A 21,038-nucleotide genomic window follows, 5' to 3' on the forward strand; every position below is an offset into this window, starting at 1 on the left:
GGCTTGCGGGTCAGGCCGGCTTGACCCGCAGCAGCGCCAGACCGAAGCCGACGAAGATCGCGCCGGTCATCCGGTTGAAGGCGCGCTTCACCGCCGGTTTGGCGAGGTAGCGCGACAGCGAACGACCGCCGAGCGCATAGACGCCGTACCAAAAGGCCTCGATCACCGCGAAGGTCGCGACCAGCGTCGCGAACTGTGGGACCTGCGCGCGGGCGGGATTGATGAACTGCGGCAGGAAGGCGACCGCGAACAGGATCAGCTTGGGATTGCTGATACCGATGAGGAAGCCGCCGCGGAACAGCGCGGTGCGCGACAGGCTGCGCGGCAGCACGGCCTCGCTGACGTCGAGCGGTGCGATGTCCGCCCGCCATGCCTTGATGCCCAGATACAGAAGATAGGCGACGCCGGCATAGCGGATCACCTCGAACGCGCCGGGCAGCGCGAGCAGCAACGTGGTCAGCCCGGCAGCGGAGGCGGCGAGCACCAGCACGACGGCGGACAGGCATCCCGCCATGGCGGCGACGCTGCGCTTCAGCCCCATATCGACCGATCGGGTCAGGATGTGCAGCATGTTGGGGCCGGGCGTACCCGACAGCAGGAAGACGGCCCCGACGAAGAGCCACCATGTGTGCAGCGCCATGTGCGTTTCCCCTTGCAGATGGCGTGGCATTAGGGACGGTTGAACCGAACCGCAAATATCCGCCCCGGTACGGGGCGGGCGTGCGAAACACGGTGGAAGGGGCGTCTCACGAGTGGCGTCCGTTTCGGAAGCCCCCCTCCGTCAGCGCTGCGCGCTGCCACCTCCCCGTACCGGGGAGGATGGGGGTTATTTGAGCAGCTTGGGTGCTTCGGAGCGGATCACCGATTCGATCTGCCCCGAGAACAGCGACAGGAAACCCGGCAGACTGACGACGGCGTGCACCTTGTCGTCGAACACCGTCGCCTGCGCCGCCACCGACTGTCCCATCGCGCCGACGGTGAAGTGCATCGTATCCCCCTCCCAGCGATGCTCGACGGTGGCGCCGCCCGGGATCAGCCGGCCGATCTTGCCGACGCCGCCGTCCAGGCGTTCGCGCACCGCCGCCTTGCCCAGCTTATGGGGAATATCGAGCGAGATCGGGGCACTCATGCGGTCATCTCCGTGGCAAAGAGCATCGCGTCATCGGCGAAGGCCTTGAATTCCAGCGCGTTGCCGCTGGGGTCGCGGAAGAACATCGTCGCCTGCTCGCCCGGCTGGCCCTTGAAGCGGACATAGGGCGCGATGCCGAAGGCCACCCCCGCCGCCTCCACGCGCGCGGCCAGCGCCTCCCAATCGGCCATGGTCAGGACGACGCCGAAATGCGGCACCGGCACCTGATGGCCATCGACCGCATTCTCCACCGCCACCGGCTTCGCCGCCGGGTCGAGATGGGCGACGATCTGATGCCCGAACAGATCGAAATCGATCCAGTGATCGCTCGACCGCCCCTCGGCACAGCCAAGGATCGAGCCGTAAAAGTCGCGCGCGGCGGCAAGGTCGTGGACCGGAAAGGCGAGATGGAAGGGGCGCAGGGTCATGGAGGGAAGCTAGGGTGTCCGGGCGGGGTTTTCCACCTCTGGCGGGGATGCCCCTCCACCATGCTACGCATGGTCCCCCTCCCCAAGCACAGCTTGGGGAGGAATGGTCAGCCCAAGTCCTCCCCAAGCTGTGCTTGGGGGAGGGGGACCGCCCGGCAAAGCCGGGTGATGGAGGGGCATCCCCCCACATCCCGCATTGCTCCTGTCATGCGCAGGCGTCATATCCTGCCGCCGTGACCCGCTACCCCGCCCTTGTCGCCCTGATCGCAGGCGCCGTCGCCGCCTGCGGCTTCGCCCCGCTCGACCTCTGGCCGCTGCTGCTCGGCGGGCTGATCGTCCTGCTCGTCCTGGTGCAGGATGCGCCCAGCATGCGCGCCGCGTTGTGGCGCGGCTGGGCGTTCGGGGTCGGGCATTTCACCGTCAACAACAACTGGTTCCAGCACGCCTTCGACTTTCAGAACAAAATGCCGCCCGTGCTGGGCTATTTCGCGGCGGTCGGCCTTGCCCTGTACCTCGCCGTCTTTCCGATGGCGGCGGCGGGCGTGGCATGGCGGTTTCGCGGGCGGCGGGCCGATGTCGCCTATGTGCTGATCTTCGGCGCGGCGTGGATCGCGACCGAATATCTACGTGCCCGGCTGTTCACCGGCTATGCCTGGGACCCGTTGTCGGTCGCGTGGCTGCCGGTGATCGGCGTCGCGCGGATGAGCGCGTTCGTCGGCACCTATGCGCTGTCGGGGCTGACCGTGGTGCTGGCCGGCGCGATCTGGCTGGCCTTGCGCAAGGACTGGCGCCTGGCCGCCGTCATGGTGCCCGTCACCGGCGCCGCCGCGCTGTCCGCCCCGCTGACCCGCGCGCCCGAGCCGGCCGCGAACGCGCCGCTGGTCCGCGTGGTCCAGCCCAATGTCAGCCAGGACCAGCGCGGCGAGAGCGACGGACCGCTGCTGTTGAAGCGGTTGACCGAATTGTCGGGACGCCCCGGCCCCCGCCCCCGTCTGGTCGTCTGGCCCGAGGGGGTGGTGCGCGACATGATCGAGGACGGCTATCCTGACTGGGCCTATTTCGGGTTCAACTATGCCCCGCCCTTCTGGACGCGCCGCCAGATCGCCAGCGTGCTGGGGCCGCGCGACACCGCGCTCGTCGGCGGCACCGCGTTGTATTTCTCGCCCGACCGTGCGCGCGTGGCGAGCGCCGCCAACAGCGTCTTCGCAATCGGGCGGGGCGCGCAGATCATCGGCCGCTATGACAAGGCGCATCTGGTGCCTTATGGCGAGTATCTGCCGATGCCTTGGCTGTTGAAGCCGCTGGGGCTGGCGCGACTGGTGCCCGGCGACATGGACTTCAGCCCTGGCGCCGGCCCGCGCAACCTGCGCATCCCCGGCTTCGGGCCGGTGGGTGTCCAGCTTTGTTATGAGATCATTTTTTCGGGTCAGGTCGTCGACCGCGCGCGTCGCCCGCGCCTGCTCTTCAACCCCTCCAACGATGCCTGGTTCGGCCGTTGGGGTCCGCCGCAGCATCTGGCGCAGGCGCGGCTGCGCGCGATCGAGGAGGGGCTGCCGATCATCCGCGCGACGCCCAACGGCATCTCCGCGATCATCGCCGCCGATGGCCGGCTGGTCTCGACCGTCCCGCATCTGACCGCCGGCGCGGCCGAAGCCCCCCTGCCCGCCGCCCTTCCGCCGACGGTCTTTTCACGGGTCGGCAACATGCTGGCGCTGGCCGTGGCCGCCGGCCTGGCCGCGATCGGCGTTGCCATCCGCCGCCGCCGCCGCTAGGACCGATATAAAGCTATCTTTATATCCTTATGAGGACGGGAATGCGGAACTCGTACATCTTCACCTCGGAATCGGTTTCCGAAGGTCACCCCGACAAGGTCGCAGACCAGATCAGCGACTCGATCGTCGACCTGTTCCTGTCCAAGGATTCGGAAGCGCGCATCGCGTGCGAGACGCTGACCACCACCAACAAGGTCGTGCTGGCGGGTGAAATCCGCTGCAAGGGCGTGTTCGAGAACGACCAGTGGGCCGAGGGCGCGCTGGAGGAGATCGAGCGGACCGTGCGCGACACCGTCAAGCGGATCGGCTATGAGCAGTCGGGCTTCCACTGGCAGACCTTCGATTTCTCGAACAACCTGCACGCCCAGTCGGCGCACATCGCGATGGGCGTGGACGAGAGCGGCAACAAGGACGAAGGCGCCGGCGACCAGGGCATCATGTTCGGTTACGCGACCGACGAGACGCCCGGCCTGATGCCCGCCACCCTCTATTACAGCCACAAGATCCTGGAAAAGATGGCGGCCGACCGTCACTCCGGCGCGGCCCCCTTCCTGGAGCCCGACGCCAAGAGCCAGGTCACGCTGCAGTACGAGAACGGCGTGCCGGTCCGCGCGACGGCGATCGTCGTGTCGACCCAGCATTCGGCCGAACTGTCGAACGAAGCGGGCCAGGCCAAGCTTCGCGATTATGTGACGTCGGTCCTCACCGACGTGCTGCCCGAGGGCTGGCTGCCCGAGGAGAAGCAGATCTACGTCAACCCGACCGGCCTGTTCGAGATCGGCGGCCCGGATGGTGACGCAGGGCTCACCGGCCGCAAGATCATCGTCGACACGTATGGCGGTGCGGCCCCGCATGGCGGCGGCGCGTTCAGCGGCAAGGACCCGACCAAGGTCGACCGCTCGGCCGCCTATGTCGCGCGCTATCTCGCCAAGAACGTCGTCGCGGCGGGCCTGGCCAAGCGCTGCACCATCCAGCTGTCCTACGCGATCGGCGTCGCCGAGCCGCTGTCGGTCTATGTCGACCTGCACGGCACCGGCCAGGTCGAGGAGGCCAAGCTGGAAGCGGCTCTCCCCAAGCTGGTTCGCCTGACGCCCAAGGGTATCCGCGAGCATCTGAAGCTGAACGCGCCGATCTATTCGAAGACCGCCGCCTATGGTCACTTCGGCCGTGAGGCGGAGGGCGCGCTGTTCACCTGGGAAAAGACCGACCTGGTCGAACAGATCAAGGCCGCCGTCGCCTGATCCCGGCTCAGGATTGAGGAAAAGACGCCCGTGCGGGGATGACCCGCGCGGGCGTTTTGTTTTGGGGGCGGGCACGATCTGTGCCGTATTGATCCGCTGCTTCCTTGATCTGTACGCCCACGCCCTTTTTGACGCTCACCCCGACCTGTAAAGATTGTCGCGAATAGCGGCGGGGACGATCGACGGCGTCCGAAGGCCGATGCGACCTGGTTAGACAGCCACATAGGCCGCATTCGCCGGCGGGTCGTTCATCGAACCGCGCCCCTAATGGACACGCCTGCGCCGGGGGGCGCGTGCCTGTCCACTATCATGCCGGGGGGCATATGGAATTTTTGCCGTCGACACCTGCCTGGGTCAATGAGCAGGGACATGTCAAAGCGGTCGGACACAAGGGGCGCGGCTATCCAGCTCTGGATGCGTTTCGCGGTTTGGCGGCGATGATCGTGGTCTTGTATCATGTGAAGGGCGTGGCGACCGATTATAAGGGAGACGGCCTCGGCAACGGCTATCTGGCGGTCGACCTGTTCTTCGCGCTGAGCGGTTTCGTCCTGTTTCACGCTTATTTCGATCGCTTCCGCCGGGACTTGTCGACCAGCGCATTCATGATGCTTCGCCTGATCCGGTTTTATCCGCTGTATCTGGTCGGACTTGTCATCAGCATCGCGGCAAACGCCATCGTCCTGCTGGTCGAACCGGGCCGCGCTATACCACCGCTGCCATTCGTGGCGAATATCGTGACAGGTGCCGCGATCGTGCCGGCCTATCCCATCCGGGGCCAGTTGTTTCCGCTCAACAGCCCATGCTGGTCGCTGATGTTCGAACTGGTCGCCAACGCCCTGATGGCTATGTTGTGGCGTTACATCACGCCTCGCCGGATCATGATGGTGTGCGCCATTCTCGCCACGACGATGACCCTTTACGTCATGGGGCATGGTCATGCTTCCGTCGGCAACACCTGGGACAGTTTTGTCTTCGGCTTCGTCCGGTGCGCCCTGTCGTTCTGCATCGGCATCCTGATCTACATGGCGACCAAGGGGCGATCGGTCGTCATCGCCGCGCCCAATGTCCTGTTCGTGGCCCTCTGCCTGATCATTGCCGGCTCGCTTCTATGGTCGCCATCCCGCCAGGTAACGCCGACCTATGACATGGCCTTCATCCTATTGATCTCCCCCATGTGTATCCTGCTGGGCTCGATCATCATGCTCGAAGGATGGGTGGTTCGAATGTGCACGGTACTCGGCGTGACGTCCTATGCCCTGTACGTCACCCATTATCCCATGATCAAAGTGTCGGTCATTCTGCTCGATCGGATCGACGGCATCGCGTATCGTGAGCATCTGACGCTGATCGCGATCTGTTATACGCTGATATTCGCCAGCATCTCTTACGCACTGGACTATTTCTACGATTTCCCGGTGCGACGCTGGTTGGGACGCGCGTTTCAAAAGGCACGCGCCAAGCCGGCGGCCTGACGGCCGCTCGGGGCACCGTGCCGCTACGCTCGCGCCTCGCCCTGCACCTGGCCGTGCGCAAGCAGGGTGAACAGCCCCGCGCCGCCGGCCAGATTGCCCAGGATTGCCGGGATCAGCAGCCCGAACAGCGCGCGCATCCCGTCGATTTTGCCGGTGAACAGCAGCAGGAAAGTCTCGTCCGCGCCGACGATCGAATGGCTGAACCCGGCGATGGCGATGACATAGGTGATCGCCAGGATGATCCAGAAGGCCTGGGTCCGGCCATTGGGCAAGATCCAGGCGACCACCGCGATCAGGAAGCCCGCCGGGATCGCGTTGACGAAGGTCTCCCAGCCGCCCAGCGCCAGAATCCGCTCGGACACCGCCAGCATCGACTCGCGGATCTCGGCATTGCCCAGCGCCCCGCCCGCGACCATGCCGGCGGCAAGCGCGGTGCCGATCAGGTTGGCGAGCAGCACGATGGCCCATAGCCGCAGCGTCCGTCGCAACGCCCAGCCCGAGGGTTTGGTCACCAGCGGCAGCATCGCCGTGATCGTGCTTTCGGTGAAGAGCTGCATCCGCCCCAGGATGACGACCAGGAACCCGACCGGATAGCCGAGCGACGCCACCAGTTCGCGCCACGGTGCCTCAGGCAGGCCGGCATGCAACGCCCCCTCGGCGATCAGCGACGAATGGATGGCGATACCCGCCGCCAGTCCCGACCAGAACAGCGCGCCCGCCGGCCGGTCGAGCTCGGCCTCGCCCGCCTCGCGCACGGTACGATGCAGTTCCTTGGCGTCGGCGGCCTTCTGCGCCTCGCCCTCCTGCCCGTCATGAGGCGGGCCATCGTTTTCCGGTTTGTCATCATGCGCCATATCGCACGCCAACGAGCGGACACACCCTTGGCTCCCACCCCCTGCCCACGCTAAGGGCCCGGCGATGAACGATCCCACGACGATCCGCCGCCTCTATGGCCGGCGACAGGGCCACAAGCTGCGCCAGGGCCAGACCGCGCTGGTCGAAGACATGCTGCCGACGCTCAGCGTGCCCGAGGACGGTCCGCTCGACGCGATGCGCCTGTTCGGCGACGACCGTCCGCTCCAAGTCGAGATCGGCTTTGGCGCGGGCGAGCATCTGGCGGGGCAGGCCGAGGCGACGCCGGGCACGGGTTTCATCGGCTGCGAGCCGTTCCTGAACGGCGTCGTCGGCGCGCTAGGGCATATCCGCGACCGTGCGCTCACCAATGTCCGCCTGCACATGGGCGACGCGCTGGAGGTGATCGAGCGGCTGCCCGATGCCAGTCTGGAACGCGTCTACCTTCTCCACCCCGATCCCTGGCCCAAGGCGCGTCATGCCAAGCGGCGGATGATGAACCACGGCCCGCTCGACACGATCGCGCGCAAGCTGAAATCGGGCGGCGAGTTCCGGCTGGGCACCGACGACCCGACCTATTGCCACTGGTCGATGATGATCATGAACGCGCGGGAGGATTTCACCTGGCAGGCCCGCACGCCCCAGGACTTCCTGACCCGCCCCGCCGACTGGCCCGAGACGCGCTACGAACGCAAGGCGCGCCGTCAGGGGCATGAGGTGTGGTATTTCAGGTATATCCGCCGCTAGGCCTCCTGTTCCAGCTTCGTTCGCCCCCTTCCCTCTCGTAAGCTCATCCCGGCGTTTCCTTGATGTTCCCCCTACTTCCCGCTACGGTGATTGCCAGGTGATTGCTGGCGGGGCACGAAATGCCGACGGGAAAGGTCAATAAAAGGACGATCGACGCGCTCCGCCCGGGGCCCTCTGCCGCCTTCCTGTGGGATGAGGACCTGAAAGGGTTCGGGGTGAAGATCACCCCGGCCGGGGCGCTGTCCTATGTCCTGCAATACCGGATGGGCGGACGCGAGGCGAAGACCCAGCGGTTCACGATCGGGGGCCATGGTTCGCCCTGGACGCCCACCACGGCCCGCACCGAGGCGGAGCGGCTGTCGGTCCTGATCGCACAGGGCATCGATCCAGCCGAGGCGGAGAAGAAGCGCCGCCGGGAAGCGGTTGACCTGGCGTTCAACGTCTATGCCGATAGCTTCCTGAAGTCGTGCAAGGGCGATGGCTGGCGCGCCCTCGTCGAGCGGTCACTGCGCATCCATGTGAAGCCGGTGCTGGCCAAGAAGGCCCTGCCCCTCATCACGCGCGCGGACATCGTCATGGTGTTCGACGCCATGCCCGCCGATCAGCAGGCCGGACGCCGCAATGCGTTCGCCATTCTCCGGCGCCTGTTCAAATGGGCCATCTGGCGTGGCGACATTTCCATATCGCCGATGGAAGGCATGGAGACGCCGCCGCCGGTCAAGGCCCGGGATCGCGTGCTGACCGACGACGAGCTGCGCCGCGTCTGGCTTGCGGCACCCGGTTGCCACCGCTGTTTCGGGCCGATCATTCGCCTATTGATCGTCACAGGCCAGCGCCGCGAAGAAGTAACCGGCATGGCATGGACCGAACTGGACCGCGCGAAGGCCCTGTGGCGCATCCCAGGCGAGCGGACCAAAAATGCCGAACCCCACAGCGTGCCGCTTAGCCGACTGGCGATCGAGACGATCGACAGGATGGCCAGGGGGGACAAATGGCCCCGCAAGGGACTGGTGTTCACGACGAAGGCCAACGGCCCGTTCACAGCCCATTCCAAGGGAAAGCAAAAGATCGACGCGCTGTTGGCCAAGGACGGTGGCGAACCGATCCCCGGCTGGCGACTGCACGACCTACGCCGCACCTTGGCGACCGGGTTCCAGCGGCTGGGCATCCGCTTCGAGGTGACCGAGGCCGTGCTCAATCACCTGTCCGGTGCGAGATCCGGCGTTGCTGGCGTGTACCAGCGGCACGAGTGGACCGACGAAAAGCGGGCCGCGCTCGACGCCTGGGCAACGCATATTGAACAGATCTTGACCGAGACCGACGAAACCAACGTGATTGCGCTCGCCGAGAGGCGGGCGTGATGCTGGGGCGGCTAGGGTAGCTCCCGAACGGCTGGCTTCCGCCCAGCCTGCCGCCCCTTCCATTATGCGGACGCTCTGCGGAGGGCGATGTGTTTAATTGGAATGATCGTTCGACTTGGCCATTCGTGCCGCCCGGCTATTACTTTTTGCCCGAGGTTTTCGAGGCGGTTGGTCGCAAGGTGTTCGACGACGAATGGACGGGGCTGGAACGCAATCCAGGGCACGTCGAAGCTCTACCGCATCCGTCGGTAATCTACGACCCCACCGCTTACGTTTTCGTCGATCCTGAAGAGGACGAGGTGACGAATGCGACGCTGTATTTTCAGCATGAGAAGCGAGCAGCCCTCCTCGCTGGCTTAGACCCCGAAACTTGCGAATCCTTGACTTTCGCTCAGTGGGCTCGGGCGTACGAACGCTCCCTTGCGGAAGTTTCGAAAGCCGAAGAGAGCAAACAGCGCAGAATTGAAACTTTTAGAATTCTCCAGCGGCTGGCTAGCGGAGGACATCTTCGATTTGAAATGCGAGATGATCAGAACGGGATGATGCGTCCTGTCGCATCGCACATTTGGAACTGCCGCTTCGAGATTGCGCTTCCAAGATTTGAACGAGCCGCACTTAGCTCAAACATTACGTACGCAATGGCGCTGCCGCCTTCCGGCTCAGCATTAGAGGAATTTTGGGAAACCTTCATCATTGATCTGTTTGTTCACGAATCAAATATCGCAGAAGTTCTCGCCAATATTTATTACCAGCCGTTCACGGAGACGGATGACAAGAACGATATAACCAAAATCCGCGCAAGCGAGCTTCTTGCCTTAGCCGAGCGCAAGGCCGCTCCAGCACAGACGACACAGTCAATTACGGCAAACCCGCCTGAGTCTTCTGGCCCGCCTTCTGAAAAAGCCTTCAAGGCTGTGTTCACCGATGATATTCGCGCGATCGTTCGAGAATGTGTCATGCAGCGGAAAGGCGCTGTTCCAACTAAGAAGGCCATTGATGTGGCGTTGCCGGGCAACAATATCACAAGGCCTCGCGTAAGAGCGCTCCATGCCGAAATTTGGGATGAAGTTTACGGCGAAAAGCCTACTGTTGGAGCAAATTCGCGTAGTGTGCCCGGCTAATTCGCCGCAGCGAATTACGGCGCATTACGGCGAAATAGTCAGCGAATTCGACTTCCTCGAAACACCTTCCTGTCCCCGACGCATTCCGCAGTCGGGCAGGAGGACAGCAAATGCAGAAGCTGCTCACCACCGTCGAGGCTGCGCCGTTGATCGGCGTCGCGCCCAAGACGGCTGAGAATTGGAGGTCGCTAGGATTCGGCCCCAAGTTCGTTCGTGCCGGGCGCCGGATCGTTTACGATCCCGTCGACATCGAAACGTGGAAGGCGTCGCGCCGCGTCGCATCGACCTCGCAGCCGGTCGCCGCGTGAGCGATGCCGGACATCTCGGCACGGGCGCCGAAGCCCAATAAGCGAAAGGGTCGCGCGGTTGCCGCCGCACGACCCGATCTGAACATTCATCACATCAGCAACGAGGTAGATACCACCGCTGTCCTCCGCCTGCAACGGCTGGCGGCGTTCGGGATGTCCCAGTCCCGCGCGTACCTGATCGCCTCCCTCGCGTGGGGAGCCGCCGCATGACCCGCCGTCAGACCGACACCAGCGCAGCAGCGTACGGCAGCATCGCCGATGCATCGGAACGGCTGCGTGCCGTCGTGTACCGCACGCTCCACGCCCACCCCGCCGGACTCACGGTCGATGAGACCTGCGCTATCGCGAAATACCCCAGGTACAGCCTCCAGCCGCGCTTCACCGAGCTACGGGATCGGAAGGCCATCTTCGATACGGGCCTGCGCCGCCGCAATGTCAGCGGCGCAAAGGCGATCGTCTGGCGCATCACCGAGCAACAGGAAAAGGGCGCGATGACGTCTGAAATGGTCCAGCGGGCCATGGAAGCCCCCACGGCAGCAGCCCCGACCAACCTGTCCGTCAAGGGAGGTGCAGAATGAGCGCCACCGTCATTCCCATCGCCTCCAGGCAGGCACCCGAGGTGCCCGGCAAGGCCGCTGCGGCGGTCGAGGCGTTCCGTAGGCAGATCAACAGCCCGAGTGACCTCAATGGGGTCCTCGGTATCGATCGCGGGATCGTCGCCTATCCGACGCTCGACGCCTGGTATCGTGCTCAGCCCGTCCCAAAGGGGCGGCTGGGTGCGCGCCTGCGCCTCTCCCCCGATGAGAAGCGGTTGTACGGCCTGCGTCCGTCTGCCGAACTGATCGAACTGCGCGGCCTGGGTGAAGAGTCGGAACGCTGGTCGGTCTGCATCTTCCCCGTCGCAGGCGGTTACACCGTCGGGGTGAAGGCCCCCATGGGCGGCGGCGGCGTGGGCGTGCGCTTCGCCAAGTCGCATGAGGCATCAGATTATGCCCACCGTCTGTCGGTTGAGCATGATCTGCCGATCGTGGAGCGGTACGCATGAGCGCGGTATCCTACGCCGAACCGCAGGAGACGACGTCGTTCGGCTCGCTGATCGGGGCGGTTGCGCAGCGTGTCTGGGGTGAGCCCAACAAGCGGCTGTCCAAGCCTGGCGAGATGCGCTGGGGCAATCAGGGAGCCCGCATCGTCTATTCCAACACGGGCGCCTTCAAGGACACCGAGGCGGACCAGTCGGGCGGCACGCTCGAACTGCTGCGGCACGCGTACGGTCTCGACAAAGCCGAAGCCGTGGCGTGGATGGTCCGCGAGGGTCTGATCCCCGACCGGGCGCGGGCGCATGCGATCAAGCTCCATCCGGGGCAGCGCATCGTCGCGACCTTTGCGTTTACTGATGCGACGGGCAAGGTGCTGTATCGCAAGCACCGCATCCAGCCGGGCCGTGGCGATCGCAGCAAGGAATTCGCTTACGATCATCCGGACGGCGCAGGCGGCTGGCGCTGGGGCCGTGGCGACAATCAGGTACCCTATCGCCTGAAGGATCTGGCGAACGCCCCGAAGGACGCCCCGATCTATATGGCAGAAGGAGAGGCCAAGGCCGATCGTCTGGCATCTTGGGGGCTCATCGCCACTTCGAGCAAGGATTGGCGGGGCTATGACTTCTCCGGGTACGTGAAAGGCCGGTCGGTCATCATCCTGCCCGATAACGACAACACCGGCGCGAAGCTCGCGGACAAGGTGAAGGCGGACGTTGAGCGAGCGGAGGGACGCCCAGTCATCGTTCATCTGCCCCGCCTGCCGGACAAGGGTGACGTGCTCAACTGGGACGGCGATGTAGCCGAACTGACCGCGCTGGTTGACGCGGCACCCGCCGCCACTTCGTCTGAAATTCGGACCAAGCCCGACATCGCCCTTTTGCCCGTCGTCGACGCCAGCGAGTTTGCGGGGAAGACCGTGCCGGATCGTGAATGGGGCCTGGAGGGCTGGGAGCCTTGGCGTAGCATGGTTTTCGTGACCGGCATGGGCGCGACTGGCAAGTCGTTGCTGACCCAGCAGCGCATGACCTGCTCCGCCGCCGGACTGCCCTTCCTGGGTGTGCCCGTCCGTCAGGGGGTGTCGCTCTACATCACCTGCGAAGATCCGATCGACGAAATGCATCGTCGGCAGGAGTCGATCAACAAGGCGCTGGGCATCACCTGGCAGGACCTGCGCGGGAAGCTGCTGCTCGTGTCCCTCAAGGGGATGCTGAACAAGGAGCTGTGCACGTTCGACGCGGAAGGTCGGATGAGCACGACCGAGCGGTGGGCCAGCCTGAAGGCGACGATTGCCGCAACCGGCGCGACGCATGTCACGCTCGACAATGTCGCGCACTTCTTCACCGGGAACGAAAACATACGCAATCAGGTGGCGGCGTTCGCTGGCCTGGTCGACGGCTTGGCGGAGGAGATCGACGGCGTCGTCATCCTGATCGGCCATCCCAACAAGGCCGGGGACGAGTTCAGCGGCTCGACGGCGTGGGAAAATCAGGTTCGTTCGCGGATCTTCCTGGGTCTGGAGAGCACTCGAGAAGGCGAGGTGCATGATCCGGCAGCGCGCGTGCTGACCAACAGCAAGCCGAACTATTCGGAGCGCGGCAAGTCGGTTCGCTTCCTATGGCACAACTGGGCATTCGTCCGCCACGAGGACGTGCCCGAGGATGCCATGCGGGAACATCGGGCGATTGCAGAGGCCGCGTACGACAATGAGGTGTTCCTGAAGTGCCTGGCGGAGCGCGATCGGCAGCGGCGTGCCGTGTCCGACAGCTCGGGTCCGAACTACGCCCCCGCTGTGTTCGAGGGGCTGCCGCACTCCCAGGGAATCGGCAAGGCACGGCTCAAGCGGGCAATGGAACGCCTGTTCGTGGCGCGCCGGATCGAGAAGGGCTTCCTGTGGCGTGACAGCGGCAAGGGGCGCGATGTGACGGGCATCCGGGAGGTTGATCTGGGTTCCCCAAACGCCACCCCAAACGGCCCCCAAACACATTCCCCGGACACCCCCAACCAGTCCCCCCAAACACCCCCCCCAACACACCTCCCCCCTATAGGGGGGAATGGCGCGGCCCATGAGGTGCCCGCGCCACCCCACGAGAACGAAGCGAAAAGGTGATGGATGACGCCCATTCCCCTTCGCTCCGGGCCCCCCGCGCGGCAACGCGCGGCGGCGGCGCAACCCACCCCAATCGACCCTAGGAGCACATGATGGCCTCGCCGAACCTGCCGGTCATTTCCGGCGGCACGAATACCGAAACCAAAGAGCAAAGGGCGCGCCGGATGTTCGACCGGATGGCGCGCAGCATCGGTCGTGAGGCCGTCAACCACCTCAAGACGATGTACCCGGATCACCTCACCGAACGAGCGCACGCCTCGAAGTCCTGGGAGACCAGCCTGACCAACAGCGTCCGCAATGACATCAACTGGCACATGCGCCCGTTGCTGATGGCACTGATCGCCATGCACCGTGAATGGGACGAGGAAGCGACCGGGGGTAAAGAACCTGTCAAAACCTGACATTGCGGATGCGATTGCAAAAGCTCGGGCAGACTGCTCGGCCCGAGCTTGGCGGTCCATCCTTTAGGGCCTCCGAAAATTCGTCAGGCCTTGCCGGTCATATCCCCAGCTGTTTCCGGACACTGTAAAAACGTCGAACGGGGACGACCTCCGCCGTGCGAATGGTGCATTTGCGCAGCAATACGCGCGCGCACGCGAGAGCCGGGCGGGCGGTGGCCAGCACCATGCAAGTGGATAGCGATGATCTATCGAGAGAGGCGCCGAGCTTCATCCAGTAAACTACAGGCAATTTACTGGATGATCGATGTGACAATAACCGTTTTAATAACCTGAAATAACGCGGCGCATGGTGCTGGGCGACCGATCATTCACCCAGACACTCCCTCTGTTTTAACAGAGTGGAAACAGGGAGAATCGGTGGTCCATGCCCATAGAATACGGGTAAATACGGATTGGCGGACGAATGCTTCGGACGGCCCGCACAGCGCATTTATGTGACGCAACTCCTCACCCCTCTTGCCTTCTGCCGTTGCCAATCCCTTCCCGTTCGGCTATGAAAATCGAACGTGCCCATCTGCTATATGCAGAAGCCGTTTCCACTAATTTGGAGACTGCCCGGCATGCAAATCAAGACATCTTCGACCAACGTCTACCCCTCGGATATGGCAGCTGCGGCGGCTGGTGATCTCGATGGGTATCGCAGGTTGCGTGACTTCGCGATCGAGCAGGCCGCCGGGGACACCTATCCCCTTCTGGAATCGCTCATCGCAGCCGAATGCTATGCACGGTTTGCGTCCGCCATTGGCGATGCAGACGATCGCAAGGCGCTGGCCTTGATACTCCAGGCTCGGAGCGATGAACGCGAGACGCGTGGGTATTCGAGTGAACCCTATCTAGTCGAAGTCGCGCACCATTTTCAGCTGTTGGCGGATGCTGGCGACGCGGATGCCACCGACCAACTGGCCAAGTTGGGGATCGGGCCGGTCTGGCAGGCAGATGAGGAAGTCGTGCAGGGCATTCGTGATAGCGAGGCCGAGTTTTCCAGGGCCGCGTATGGAAACACCCAAGCGCTAACCCGTCTGCTCAACGTCGTCGTGTCGGATAAGACGCCAGGCACGATTAGCTTTGGCGACTTAATTTACATCGAACACATCGCCCGCGTCGGAAGCGAAAGCGGTGATCCAGAACTCCTTGAACGACTTGCCACGATTCTGTGTCTGCGTCGCAAGTTCGAACTTCATCAAGGCACGAACCCAGGGCTTGTTGATAGCCTCGGCGTCGAGGCCGTTTCAATCATGGTCGATCTGGCATTGCGAGACTGCGGCAAGAACAACCTGTTAAATCAGGCATTGCCAGAAATGACGTGGCGTGACGTCAAGTTTTATGCTGCGGCTGTTCCAGCCCTCCTCGCGTTCATCGCTCCGATGGGAGGCGCCTGATGCCCCCCGGTATCATGCCCCCCTTCAATTTGGGCACCGTGTCTAACGCACTTGGGCAGCAGCCGAGTGGCATGTTCTTCCGGGGCTTCGGTCAACGCGAAATTCCCGGTCAGACGCCGGGGTATGGCGGTCCGATTGGGGGCGCGCAGGCCCCCGTCATGCCGCAGCTACCGGCGGACAAAGGCTTCTTCTCGCGCGGCGGGATGGCCGTTCAGCTTCTCGGCTCAATCGGTGACGCGGTTTCGTCAGCTTATGGCGGGGGTACGCCCTATGCCGCAGCCCAGAACCAGTTCCGCCAGCGTCAGCAGCAGCTTCAGGATTACCGCATGAAGCAGGCCGACGAGATGGCGCAGTGGACCGCGCAACAGGAGTGGGAGCGGGCGCATCCGAAGCCGGTCAACAACGACACGGTGAACGATTACAAATTTATCGCGCAAATGCTCGGTGAGGATGAGGCCAAGCGTTATTTGAGCAACGTCGCAGCGGGACCGGTGACGGCTGTTGACGGCTTCGACGCGCAGGGCAACCCGACCAAGACGTTCTTGCCGCGTGGGTCGTTCAACCAGAAGCCAGCAGCGTCTACGCCTCCGGCTGGCGCAGTTGATTACCTGCGCAAGAACCCGGACTTGGCGGCGCAGTTCGACCAGAAGTACGGCGCAGGCGCGGCGCAGCGCATCTTGCAAGGAGGTGCGGCCCCGATCGGGTCGCAGACCTTTCCCTGACCCGTTCAAGGCGCCTGGCACGATGACCAGCGGGCGCCGCACCGTTGAAGGCAACCGTCTGGTTGGCGGCGTGCCAAACAGCAGCCACCTGTCGGGCGATGGCGTCGACTATGCGGGCACGAACATGGCCGCCCTGCGCGCCTATTATGGCCCTGGCGCTCGCCTGCTGAACGAGGGCGATCATATCCACGTGACGCTGCCCGGCTATGGTCGCGTCCCCTATTTTGGCCGTCGCGGAACGGTTGGAGCGCGTTGATGCAGAAGAATCCTTTCGACCAGTTCGATGACGCGGGCGCCAGCAACCCGTTCAACACGTTCACGACCAACCGTGACCCGCTGGCGGTGCGGCGGGATGAGCGGGCTGACCGAGCCGACGCGCGCGCCTCGGAAGCTGCAATGCGTGCGGCGGCGGCGGCGGATCGGGCGGCCGCGAATGAGAACGAGCGGCTCCGTCTGGCCAATCTGGAATACGGTCAGCGCGAGCGCAATTCCAGAAAATCCCAGGCCGCAGAGCTTCGCAACAGCTACGAGACGCTGCCTTCGTACAAGGCCTATGCTCAGGCGCTTCCGAGCTATGCGGCGGGATTAGGTTCCAAGCCGGATTCCGCAGGCGATTTGGATCTGATTTATGCCTACGCCAAGGTAATGGACCCGAACAGCGTGGTTCGTGAAGGCGAGCAGGCATCGGTTGCAGGGGCGGACACCTGGGCAAATCAGACGATCGCCCATCTGCAAAAGCAAACGGGTAACGGTGGCACGTTTCGCCCTGAGTTCCGCCATCGCCTTCGTGAAGAAATGGCGAACCGGATGGCGCAGCTTAACCAGTCGCTGATCGCCGATCGCGTGCGCTACAAGGGGATCGCTGATCGCAACGGCTTGAACCCCATGGATGTGGTTGGGGAACATCCGGGCGCACGGTTTCAGGAACTGTCGGAACGCGTTCTCGGTCGCAAGCAACAGCAGCTAGATTATAACGGCAATCCGATCCCGCACGACACGACGCCAGAGCGCCCCGAACTGGTCGGGGCTCCGTCCCTTGGCACTCCACAGCTCGCCTCGGGCGGCCAGAAAACCGAGCGGAATCCCGCGCTGGAACAGTCGCTGACCGAGCTGCTGCGCAAAGGCGCAGACATCGAGACGCTTAACACGCTGTCGCGCGCCGCCGGATATGGCGAGCTTGATCCTGCCCGTGTGGCCCAAGCCGGGCAGTGGCTCCGTGCACATCCTCAGTACAAGGGTTCGCTGTTCGACAGCGCGCGCGACGTGCCCACCAGTGGATGGGAGGACATCGCAACATCGCCCGTGGGCATCGGTGCCATGGCCGCAATTGACGGTGTGCTGGGCGGGACCTCCGACGAGATTACCAGCTTGCTCGGGGGTGGCGATATGGCGGACTTGAACGCCCGCAAGCAGGGCGCATTTGCAGCGCACCCTTACGCAGCCCTCGCGGGGCAAGGATTGGGCACGTTCGGCGCAATGTACGGTCTGGGAATGGCTAGCCGCGCGACGGGCCTGGCGTCGCGGTTCGCGTCCCCCGGCCTTGCCGGTGACATCGCATTCGGCACCCTGTCTGGTGCAGGCCAGAATAATGACAATCGCTTCCTGGGAGCAGGCATCGGTGCGGTTGGCGGGTTGGCTGGCAATCTGGCAGGCCGAGGAATTTCCTCCGGCATCGGCGCCACAATCCGCACTCAGCCTGGGCAGGCTGCGACCAATGCCGTCCGCGCCTATTTCGGACGCGCGCCCCTCCCCTCTGCCGCGCCTCTCAACGCCGCTGACACTATCGCTGCGAACGCGATTAATCGCATTGGCGCGGACAACATCCGCACACCACTCACGGAAGCTGCTGACCTCGGCATTCCCATGGCGCTGGTCGACACGAACCCCGCCTTGCGCGAGCTTGGCGGGGCTGCGGTCCGTCGTTCGCCTGCCGCGTCCCAAATCGCGGAAGATGCACTGATCCCGCGTAACCGTGGACAGTATGACCGCTTCGTCAGCTCGGTGGAGCGCGACCTGGGGCCGTCCGCCAATATCCCGCAGATGAGCGACGATCTCACACGACAGGCACAGACGGCAGCAGCGCCGCTGTACGAACAGGCTTATCGCCAGCCGGTCACGTCGACGCCGGAACTGGAAAGCCTGCTGAACACGCCGTTTGGTCGCAGCGCAACGGGCCGTGCTCGCACGATCGCCGCCAACGAGCGCCGCAACCCGATGGAAATGGGGTTCGTGCAGGATGCGGACGGGACTGTTCGACTGAATCCTGCCCCGACGCAGCAGATCGAGGCCGTTGCCCGTGCCCGCGCTGACCTTGACGCGGCACAGGCGGCGTATCGGGACGCGCGCAATAGTCCGTCTGGGAACTTGGACAGCGCACGCACCCGCGTTGAGAACGCCCGTGAGGGCTTGCGGCAGGCAGAGGCGTCGTTTGATGCCGCCCCGCGCGCCGGGGAAGCGATGCGTCAGCCTGGGTATACCACCCAGACGCTCGACTATGTGAAACGCGGCATGGACGACGTGCTGGAGCAGTACCGCAACCCGATCACGAACCGGCTGGTCCTTGATGAGGCCGGGCGCGCGCAGAACGGCGTGAAGAACAATCTGCTGTTCGAACTGGACCGCCTGAACCCGACCTATGCCCGGGCGCGCGGCGTATATCAGGGGCCGGTCGCATCGCGTGACGCCCTCATTCGCGGGCAGGAAGCTTATATGCTCCCCACCGATCAGCTTGCGGTGCAGGTTGGCCAGCAGACGCCGGAGCACTTGAGCCAGATGCGGCTGGGTTTTCAGGACTCGCTTTTGAAGCGAGCGGCCGGTGTGCGCGACAATGCCAGCCCGTTTGAAGCAACGCTGGGCACGCCCGCCATGCGTGCGCGGCTGGATACGCTGTACGACAGCAACGCGAATGTGCCGCGCCTCCTACGCACTCGCGACATCGAGGGTGGCTTGCAGCAGACGACGAACGCGATTTTGGGCAACTCGCGTACCGCCCGCAACCAGATCGCGGATGCTAACTTCTCGACCAATCCGCTGCTTGAAGGCTCGCTGCACGCAGGTGCCGCACTGGCGACTGGCGGTGCGTCACTGCCGGGCACCGCTGCCCGTGTCGCTGGGACCTGGGCGCGCGATCGCTTGGCGCTGGGGCTGGGAAAGCAGGCAGAGGCGAAGGCGGAAGCGTTGGCGCCGATCCTGTTCGATACCAATCCCCGTGCGGCATTGTCGTCTTTGGACGATGTAATGGGTCGATATGCGGACTGGCAGGCGCTGGTCGAAGCGTCGCGACCGAAGCGGCTGGGGATGATGTTCAACGCTCCTTGGGTCAGCACCGTCAACCAAGCGGGCAACTACCTAACCAGTCCGAAGCAAGGGCAATAAGCCGCATCGACCTTCTATCAGCGCCAAGTTTACCCGGGCCGAACCATAACGGTCCAGCAGACCGCCACGCCAAAAAGGACAACCCCCACAACAAGGGCGACGCACAGACGTTCAATCCGCTTGATGGTGAGGTCAGGGACGTAAACACCTCGCCAATTCCGACGAGCGGTCCTGACGCGGGGACCGTCCCGCCACGCTCGATATTTCGAAATGCTCGGGGCCGCCACGCCCCTGTATAGCGCGATACTGATCGAGGTGACGATGATGGGGGTGAGATTCACGCCCTCACAATATGGCAACTCGCCCCCGCGTCCAACACCTCTGTTCGACGTTCAGCGCCCACGCGGCCGGATGCGGTCCAGAAGCGCAAACTGATTGCCGAGATCCGCATCCTCCAGCGCGTCGTCCACACAATCGGCCTGAGCCCGCACAGCGTCACGCGCCTGGATCAGACGGGCAGTTTCCAGATCGTTAGCCATAGCCATCAGCGTGTCGGCATGCGCACGAACCTTCAGCGCTGACGCCAATGCCCGCTGTGCCTCCGCCTTGATCCGATCGGCTTCCACCAGCACGACGGCAGCTTTATCGCGCGATGCGTCCAACTGCGTCGACCGCTTGGACAGATTTGCCTCCTTCGACGCCAGCGCCCGCCTCGTCACCTCCTGGCGGAGCATATCGGCACGAACCTTGGCCTGTTCGACCTTCAACAGGCGCTGCCCCTCCTCCAGTTCGAGCCGATCGCGCTTCAGCCGGTCGAACTCTTCTGCCCAGTGTGCCGCGCGGGCCTGCTCAGCCTTTTCCGACTCTTCCCTCGCCTTCACGGTGTCGGCCTCTGCCGCCGCCGCCCGTTTGCACTGCTCGTCCATCTCAGCGGCCTTTTCCGCGAACGGCCGATACTTACGCCCGCTGCCCGACACGCCGCGCTGCAATCCCAGCGCCGCCATCTCGATGGCGTATTCATCGTGCGCCCGCTGGAACTCGCCAGGACCGGTGATCTCGCGCCCGTTCAGCGTCCATCGCTCGCCATCGTCCGGCCGCCGCGCGAACACCTTCTTGACCAGCGGCATGAGGACGACGTGGATGTGCGGCGTGTATTCGTCGAGGTGGAGGACCATCTGCACGATGGTCACTTTTCGCCAGATTTTGATCGCCGCCAGATAGGCGCGGGCGACCCAATGCCACAGGCGCCGGTCTCGCTCCGCTTCGTCGCCCTGCACGAAATACTCGTGCGATGCGGTCAGGATCACCTCATGGGCGATGACGCCGTTGGCCCGAAGAGCGGACGGGTCAAGTCCATGCAAGCGCAATTCGCGTTGCGCATCCTTAACCAGGCTCGCTGAACCCTTGAGGAACTCAGGCTCGGGTGCTGCCGGATCGCAATGCGGCAGTTCCTCTGTCCGCGCGTTGTGCCGCTGAACAAGCATCATCCGCTCCCACGACTTGATGGGACCGCGATTGTCGAACGTCAGAACGCCATAGTGCTTTGCCATGCCACATACCCCGATGTGGCATTATGGTCGCTGACG

At 64.0% G+C, this 21,038-nt stretch carries 20 protein-coding genes; 15 read left to right on the forward strand and 5 right to left on the reverse strand.

The annotated features are described in order from the left end of the window. Nucleotides 1-10: 10 nt before the first annotated feature. The 3 genes from GGR48_RS13540 to GGR48_RS13550 all read right to left on the reverse strand — a co-directional run bounded on the left by GGR48_RS13540 (nucleotide 11) and on the right by GGR48_RS13550 (nucleotide 1,557). The gene (locus GGR48_RS13540) at nucleotides 11-640 is read right to left on the reverse strand and encodes a LysE family translocator (RefSeq protein ID WP_183952377.1); all 630 of its coding nucleotides are present in this window, start codon (nucleotides 638-640) and stop codon (nucleotides 11-13) included. 186 nt (nucleotides 641-826) lie between these two features. After that, nucleotides 827-1,129: a polyhydroxyalkanoic acid system family protein gene (locus tag GGR48_RS13545; RefSeq protein ID WP_183952378.1), complete on the reverse strand. Its 303-nt coding sequence runs from the start codon at nucleotides 1,127-1,129 to the stop codon at nucleotides 827-829. Continuing rightward, the gene (locus tag GGR48_RS13550; RefSeq protein WP_183952379.1) at nucleotides 1,126-1,557 is read right to left on the reverse strand and encodes a VOC family protein; all 432 of its coding nucleotides are present in this window, start codon (nucleotides 1,555-1,557) and stop codon (nucleotides 1,126-1,128) included. Before GGR48_RS13550 ends, GGR48_RS13545 begins: the two co-directional genes overlap by 4 nt. 233 nt (nucleotides 1,558-1,790) lie before the next feature. On the opposite strand from GGR48_RS13550, the gene lnt reads away from it, so the two are divergent. From lnt to GGR48_RS13565, 3 genes are all read left to right on the forward strand, one after another. Further along, nucleotides 1,791-3,329: an apolipoprotein N-acyltransferase gene (gene lnt, locus GGR48_RS13555; RefSeq protein WP_183952380.1), complete on the forward strand. Its 1,539-nt coding sequence runs from the start codon at nucleotides 1,791-1,793 to the stop codon at nucleotides 3,327-3,329. Between the two features lie 41 nt (nucleotides 3,330-3,370). Continuing rightward, a complete protein-coding gene (gene metK, locus GGR48_RS13560) occupies nucleotides 3,371-4,570 on the forward strand; it encodes a methionine adenosyltransferase (protein WP_183952381.1) in 1,200 nt (399 codons plus the stop codon). Between the two features lie 323 nt (nucleotides 4,571-4,893). Further along, entirely contained in the window at nucleotides 4,894-6,042 is a 1,149-nt protein-coding gene (locus tag GGR48_RS13565) for an acyltransferase family protein (RefSeq protein ID WP_183952382.1), read from the forward strand. Between the two features lie 23 nt (nucleotides 6,043-6,065). Here the strand turns inward: GGR48_RS13565 and GGR48_RS13570 are convergent, their stop codons facing one another. Further along, on the reverse strand, nucleotides 6,066-6,896 hold the full coding sequence (locus tag GGR48_RS13570; RefSeq protein WP_183952383.1) for a formate/nitrite transporter family protein: 831 nt from the start codon (nucleotides 6,894-6,896) through the stop codon (nucleotides 6,066-6,068). Between the two features lie 64 nt (nucleotides 6,897-6,960). Between GGR48_RS13570 and trmB the strand changes: the two genes are divergently transcribed. The 12 genes from trmB (at nucleotide 6,961) to GGR48_RS13630 (ending at nucleotide 19,512) form a co-directional block, all read left to right on the forward strand. Continuing rightward, on the forward strand, nucleotides 6,961-7,641 hold the full coding sequence (trmB, locus tag GGR48_RS13575; protein ID WP_183952384.1) for a tRNA (guanine(46)-N(7))-methyltransferase TrmB: 681 nt from the start codon (nucleotides 6,961-6,963) through the stop codon (nucleotides 7,639-7,641). Nucleotides 7,642-7,760: 119 nt separating this feature from the next. Continuing rightward, nucleotides 7,761-9,002, forward strand: a complete 1,242-nt coding sequence (locus GGR48_RS13580) for a tyrosine-type recombinase/integrase (RefSeq protein ID WP_183952385.1) — start codon at nucleotides 7,761-7,763, stop codon at nucleotides 9,000-9,002. A 125-nt stretch (nucleotides 9,003-9,127) separates the two neighbouring features. Beyond that, the gene (locus GGR48_RS13585; protein WP_206362462.1) at nucleotides 9,128-10,123 is read left to right on the forward strand and encodes a hypothetical protein; all 996 of its coding nucleotides are present in this window, start codon (nucleotides 9,128-9,130) and stop codon (nucleotides 10,121-10,123) included. Between the two features lie 110 nt (nucleotides 10,124-10,233). Next, complete coding sequence (locus GGR48_RS13590) at nucleotides 10,234-10,431, forward strand: helix-turn-helix transcriptional regulator (protein WP_183952387.1); 198 nt, start codon at nucleotides 10,234-10,236, stop codon at nucleotides 10,429-10,431. A 206-nt stretch (nucleotides 10,432-10,637) separates the two neighbouring features. Beyond that, on the forward strand, nucleotides 10,638-11,009 hold the full coding sequence (locus GGR48_RS13595; RefSeq protein WP_183952388.1) for a hypothetical protein: 372 nt from the start codon (nucleotides 10,638-10,640) through the stop codon (nucleotides 11,007-11,009). Next, nucleotides 11,006-11,476: a hypothetical protein gene (locus GGR48_RS13600; RefSeq protein WP_183952389.1), complete on the forward strand. Its 471-nt coding sequence runs from the start codon at nucleotides 11,006-11,008 to the stop codon at nucleotides 11,474-11,476. The genes GGR48_RS13595 and GGR48_RS13600 overlap by 4 nt, the downstream gene beginning before the upstream one ends. After that, entirely contained in the window at nucleotides 11,473-13,575 is a 2,103-nt protein-coding gene (locus tag GGR48_RS13605) for an AAA family ATPase (protein ID WP_183952390.1), read from the forward strand. Before GGR48_RS13600 ends, GGR48_RS13605 begins: the two co-directional genes overlap by 4 nt. A gap of 92 nt (nucleotides 13,576-13,667) precedes the next feature. Further along, a complete protein-coding gene (locus tag GGR48_RS13610; protein ID WP_183952391.1) occupies nucleotides 13,668-13,976 on the forward strand; it encodes a hypothetical protein in 309 nt (102 codons plus the stop codon). A gap of 620 nt (nucleotides 13,977-14,596) precedes the next feature. Further along, a complete protein-coding gene (locus GGR48_RS13615) occupies nucleotides 14,597-15,415 on the forward strand; it encodes a hypothetical protein (RefSeq protein ID WP_183952392.1) in 819 nt (272 codons plus the stop codon). Between the two features lie 71 nt (nucleotides 15,416-15,486). Next, a complete protein-coding gene (locus GGR48_RS13620; RefSeq protein ID WP_206362463.1) occupies nucleotides 15,487-16,137 on the forward strand; it encodes a hypothetical protein in 651 nt (216 codons plus the stop codon). After that, nucleotides 16,103-16,393 (forward strand): D-Ala-D-Ala carboxypeptidase family metallohydrolase, encoded by a 291-nt coding sequence (locus tag GGR48_RS13625; RefSeq protein ID WP_338110499.1) that lies wholly within the window; start codon nucleotides 16,103-16,105, stop codon nucleotides 16,391-16,393. The genes GGR48_RS13620 and GGR48_RS13625 overlap by 35 nt, the downstream gene beginning before the upstream one ends. Continuing rightward, entirely contained in the window at nucleotides 16,393-19,512 is a 3,120-nt protein-coding gene (locus GGR48_RS13630) for a hypothetical protein (RefSeq protein ID WP_183952395.1), read from the forward strand. Before GGR48_RS13625 ends, GGR48_RS13630 begins: the two co-directional genes overlap by 1 nt. A 332-nt stretch (nucleotides 19,513-19,844) precedes the next feature. Here the strand turns inward: GGR48_RS13630 and GGR48_RS13635 are convergent, their stop codons facing one another. Continuing rightward, a complete protein-coding gene (locus tag GGR48_RS13635; RefSeq protein WP_183952396.1) occupies nucleotides 19,845-21,002 on the reverse strand; it encodes a plasmid recombination protein in 1,158 nt (385 codons plus the stop codon). Nucleotides 21,003-21,038 lie beyond the last annotated feature (36 nt).

Origin of the sequence: Sphingomonas pseudosanguinis (assembly GCF_014196255.1) — a bacterium.
Classification (GTDB): domain Bacteria; phylum Pseudomonadota; class Alphaproteobacteria; order Sphingomonadales; family Sphingomonadaceae; genus Sphingomonas; species Sphingomonas pseudosanguinis.

What these genes read in the sequence shown, in the direction of transcription:
- GGR48_RS13605 (WP_183952390.1), top strand. Translation starts at nt 11,473, where the DNA reads ATGAGCGCGGTATCCTACGCCGAACCGCAGGAGACGACGTCGTTCGGC.
- GGR48_RS13595 (WP_183952388.1), top strand. Translation starts at nt 10,638, where the DNA reads ATGACCCGCCGTCAGACCGACACCAGCGCAGCAGCGTACGGCAGCATC.
- GGR48_RS13565 (WP_183952382.1), top strand. Translation starts at nt 4,894, where the DNA reads ATGGAATTTTTGCCGTCGACACCTGCCTGGGTCAATGAGCAGGGACAT.
- GGR48_RS13590 (WP_183952387.1), top strand. Translation starts at nt 10,234, where the DNA reads ATGCAGAAGCTGCTCACCACCGTCGAGGCTGCGCCGTTGATCGGCGTC.
- GGR48_RS13580 (WP_183952385.1), top strand. Translation starts at nt 7,761, where the DNA reads ATGCCGACGGGAAAGGTCAATAAAAGGACGATCGACGCGCTCCGCCCG.
- GGR48_RS13630 (WP_183952395.1), top strand. Translation starts at nt 16,393, where the DNA reads ATGCAGAAGAATCCTTTCGACCAGTTCGATGACGCGGGCGCCAGCAAC.
- metK (WP_183952381.1), top strand. Translation starts at nt 3,371, where the DNA reads ATGCGGAACTCGTACATCTTCACCTCGGAATCGGTTTCCGAAGGTCAC.
- GGR48_RS13635 (WP_183952396.1), bottom strand. Translation starts at nt 21,002, where the DNA reads ATGGCAAAGCACTATGGCGTTCTGACGTTCGACAATCGCGGTCCCATC.
- GGR48_RS13600 (WP_183952389.1), top strand. Translation starts at nt 11,006, where the DNA reads ATGAGCGCCACCGTCATTCCCATCGCCTCCAGGCAGGCACCCGAGGTG.
- GGR48_RS13620 (WP_206362463.1), top strand. Translation starts at nt 15,487, where the DNA reads ATGTTCTTCCGGGGCTTCGGTCAACGCGAAATTCCCGGTCAGACGCCG.
- GGR48_RS13570 (WP_183952383.1), bottom strand. Translation starts at nt 6,896, where the DNA reads ATGGCGCATGATGACAAACCGGAAAACGATGGCCCGCCTCATGACGGG.
- GGR48_RS13540 (WP_183952377.1), bottom strand. Translation starts at nt 640, where the DNA reads ATGGCGCTGCACACATGGTGGCTCTTCGTCGGGGCCGTCTTCCTGCTG.
- GGR48_RS13610 (WP_183952391.1), top strand. Translation starts at nt 13,668, where the DNA reads ATGGCCTCGCCGAACCTGCCGGTCATTTCCGGCGGCACGAATACCGAA.
- GGR48_RS13615 (WP_183952392.1), top strand. Translation starts at nt 14,597, where the DNA reads ATGCAAATCAAGACATCTTCGACCAACGTCTACCCCTCGGATATGGCA.
- GGR48_RS13550 (WP_183952379.1), bottom strand. Translation starts at nt 1,557, where the DNA reads ATGACCCTGCGCCCCTTCCATCTCGCCTTTCCGGTCCACGACCTTGCC.
- GGR48_RS13545 (WP_183952378.1), bottom strand. Translation starts at nt 1,129, where the DNA reads ATGAGTGCCCCGATCTCGCTCGATATTCCCCATAAGCTGGGCAAGGCG.
- trmB (WP_183952384.1), top strand. Translation starts at nt 6,961, where the DNA reads ATGAACGATCCCACGACGATCCGCCGCCTCTATGGCCGGCGACAGGGC.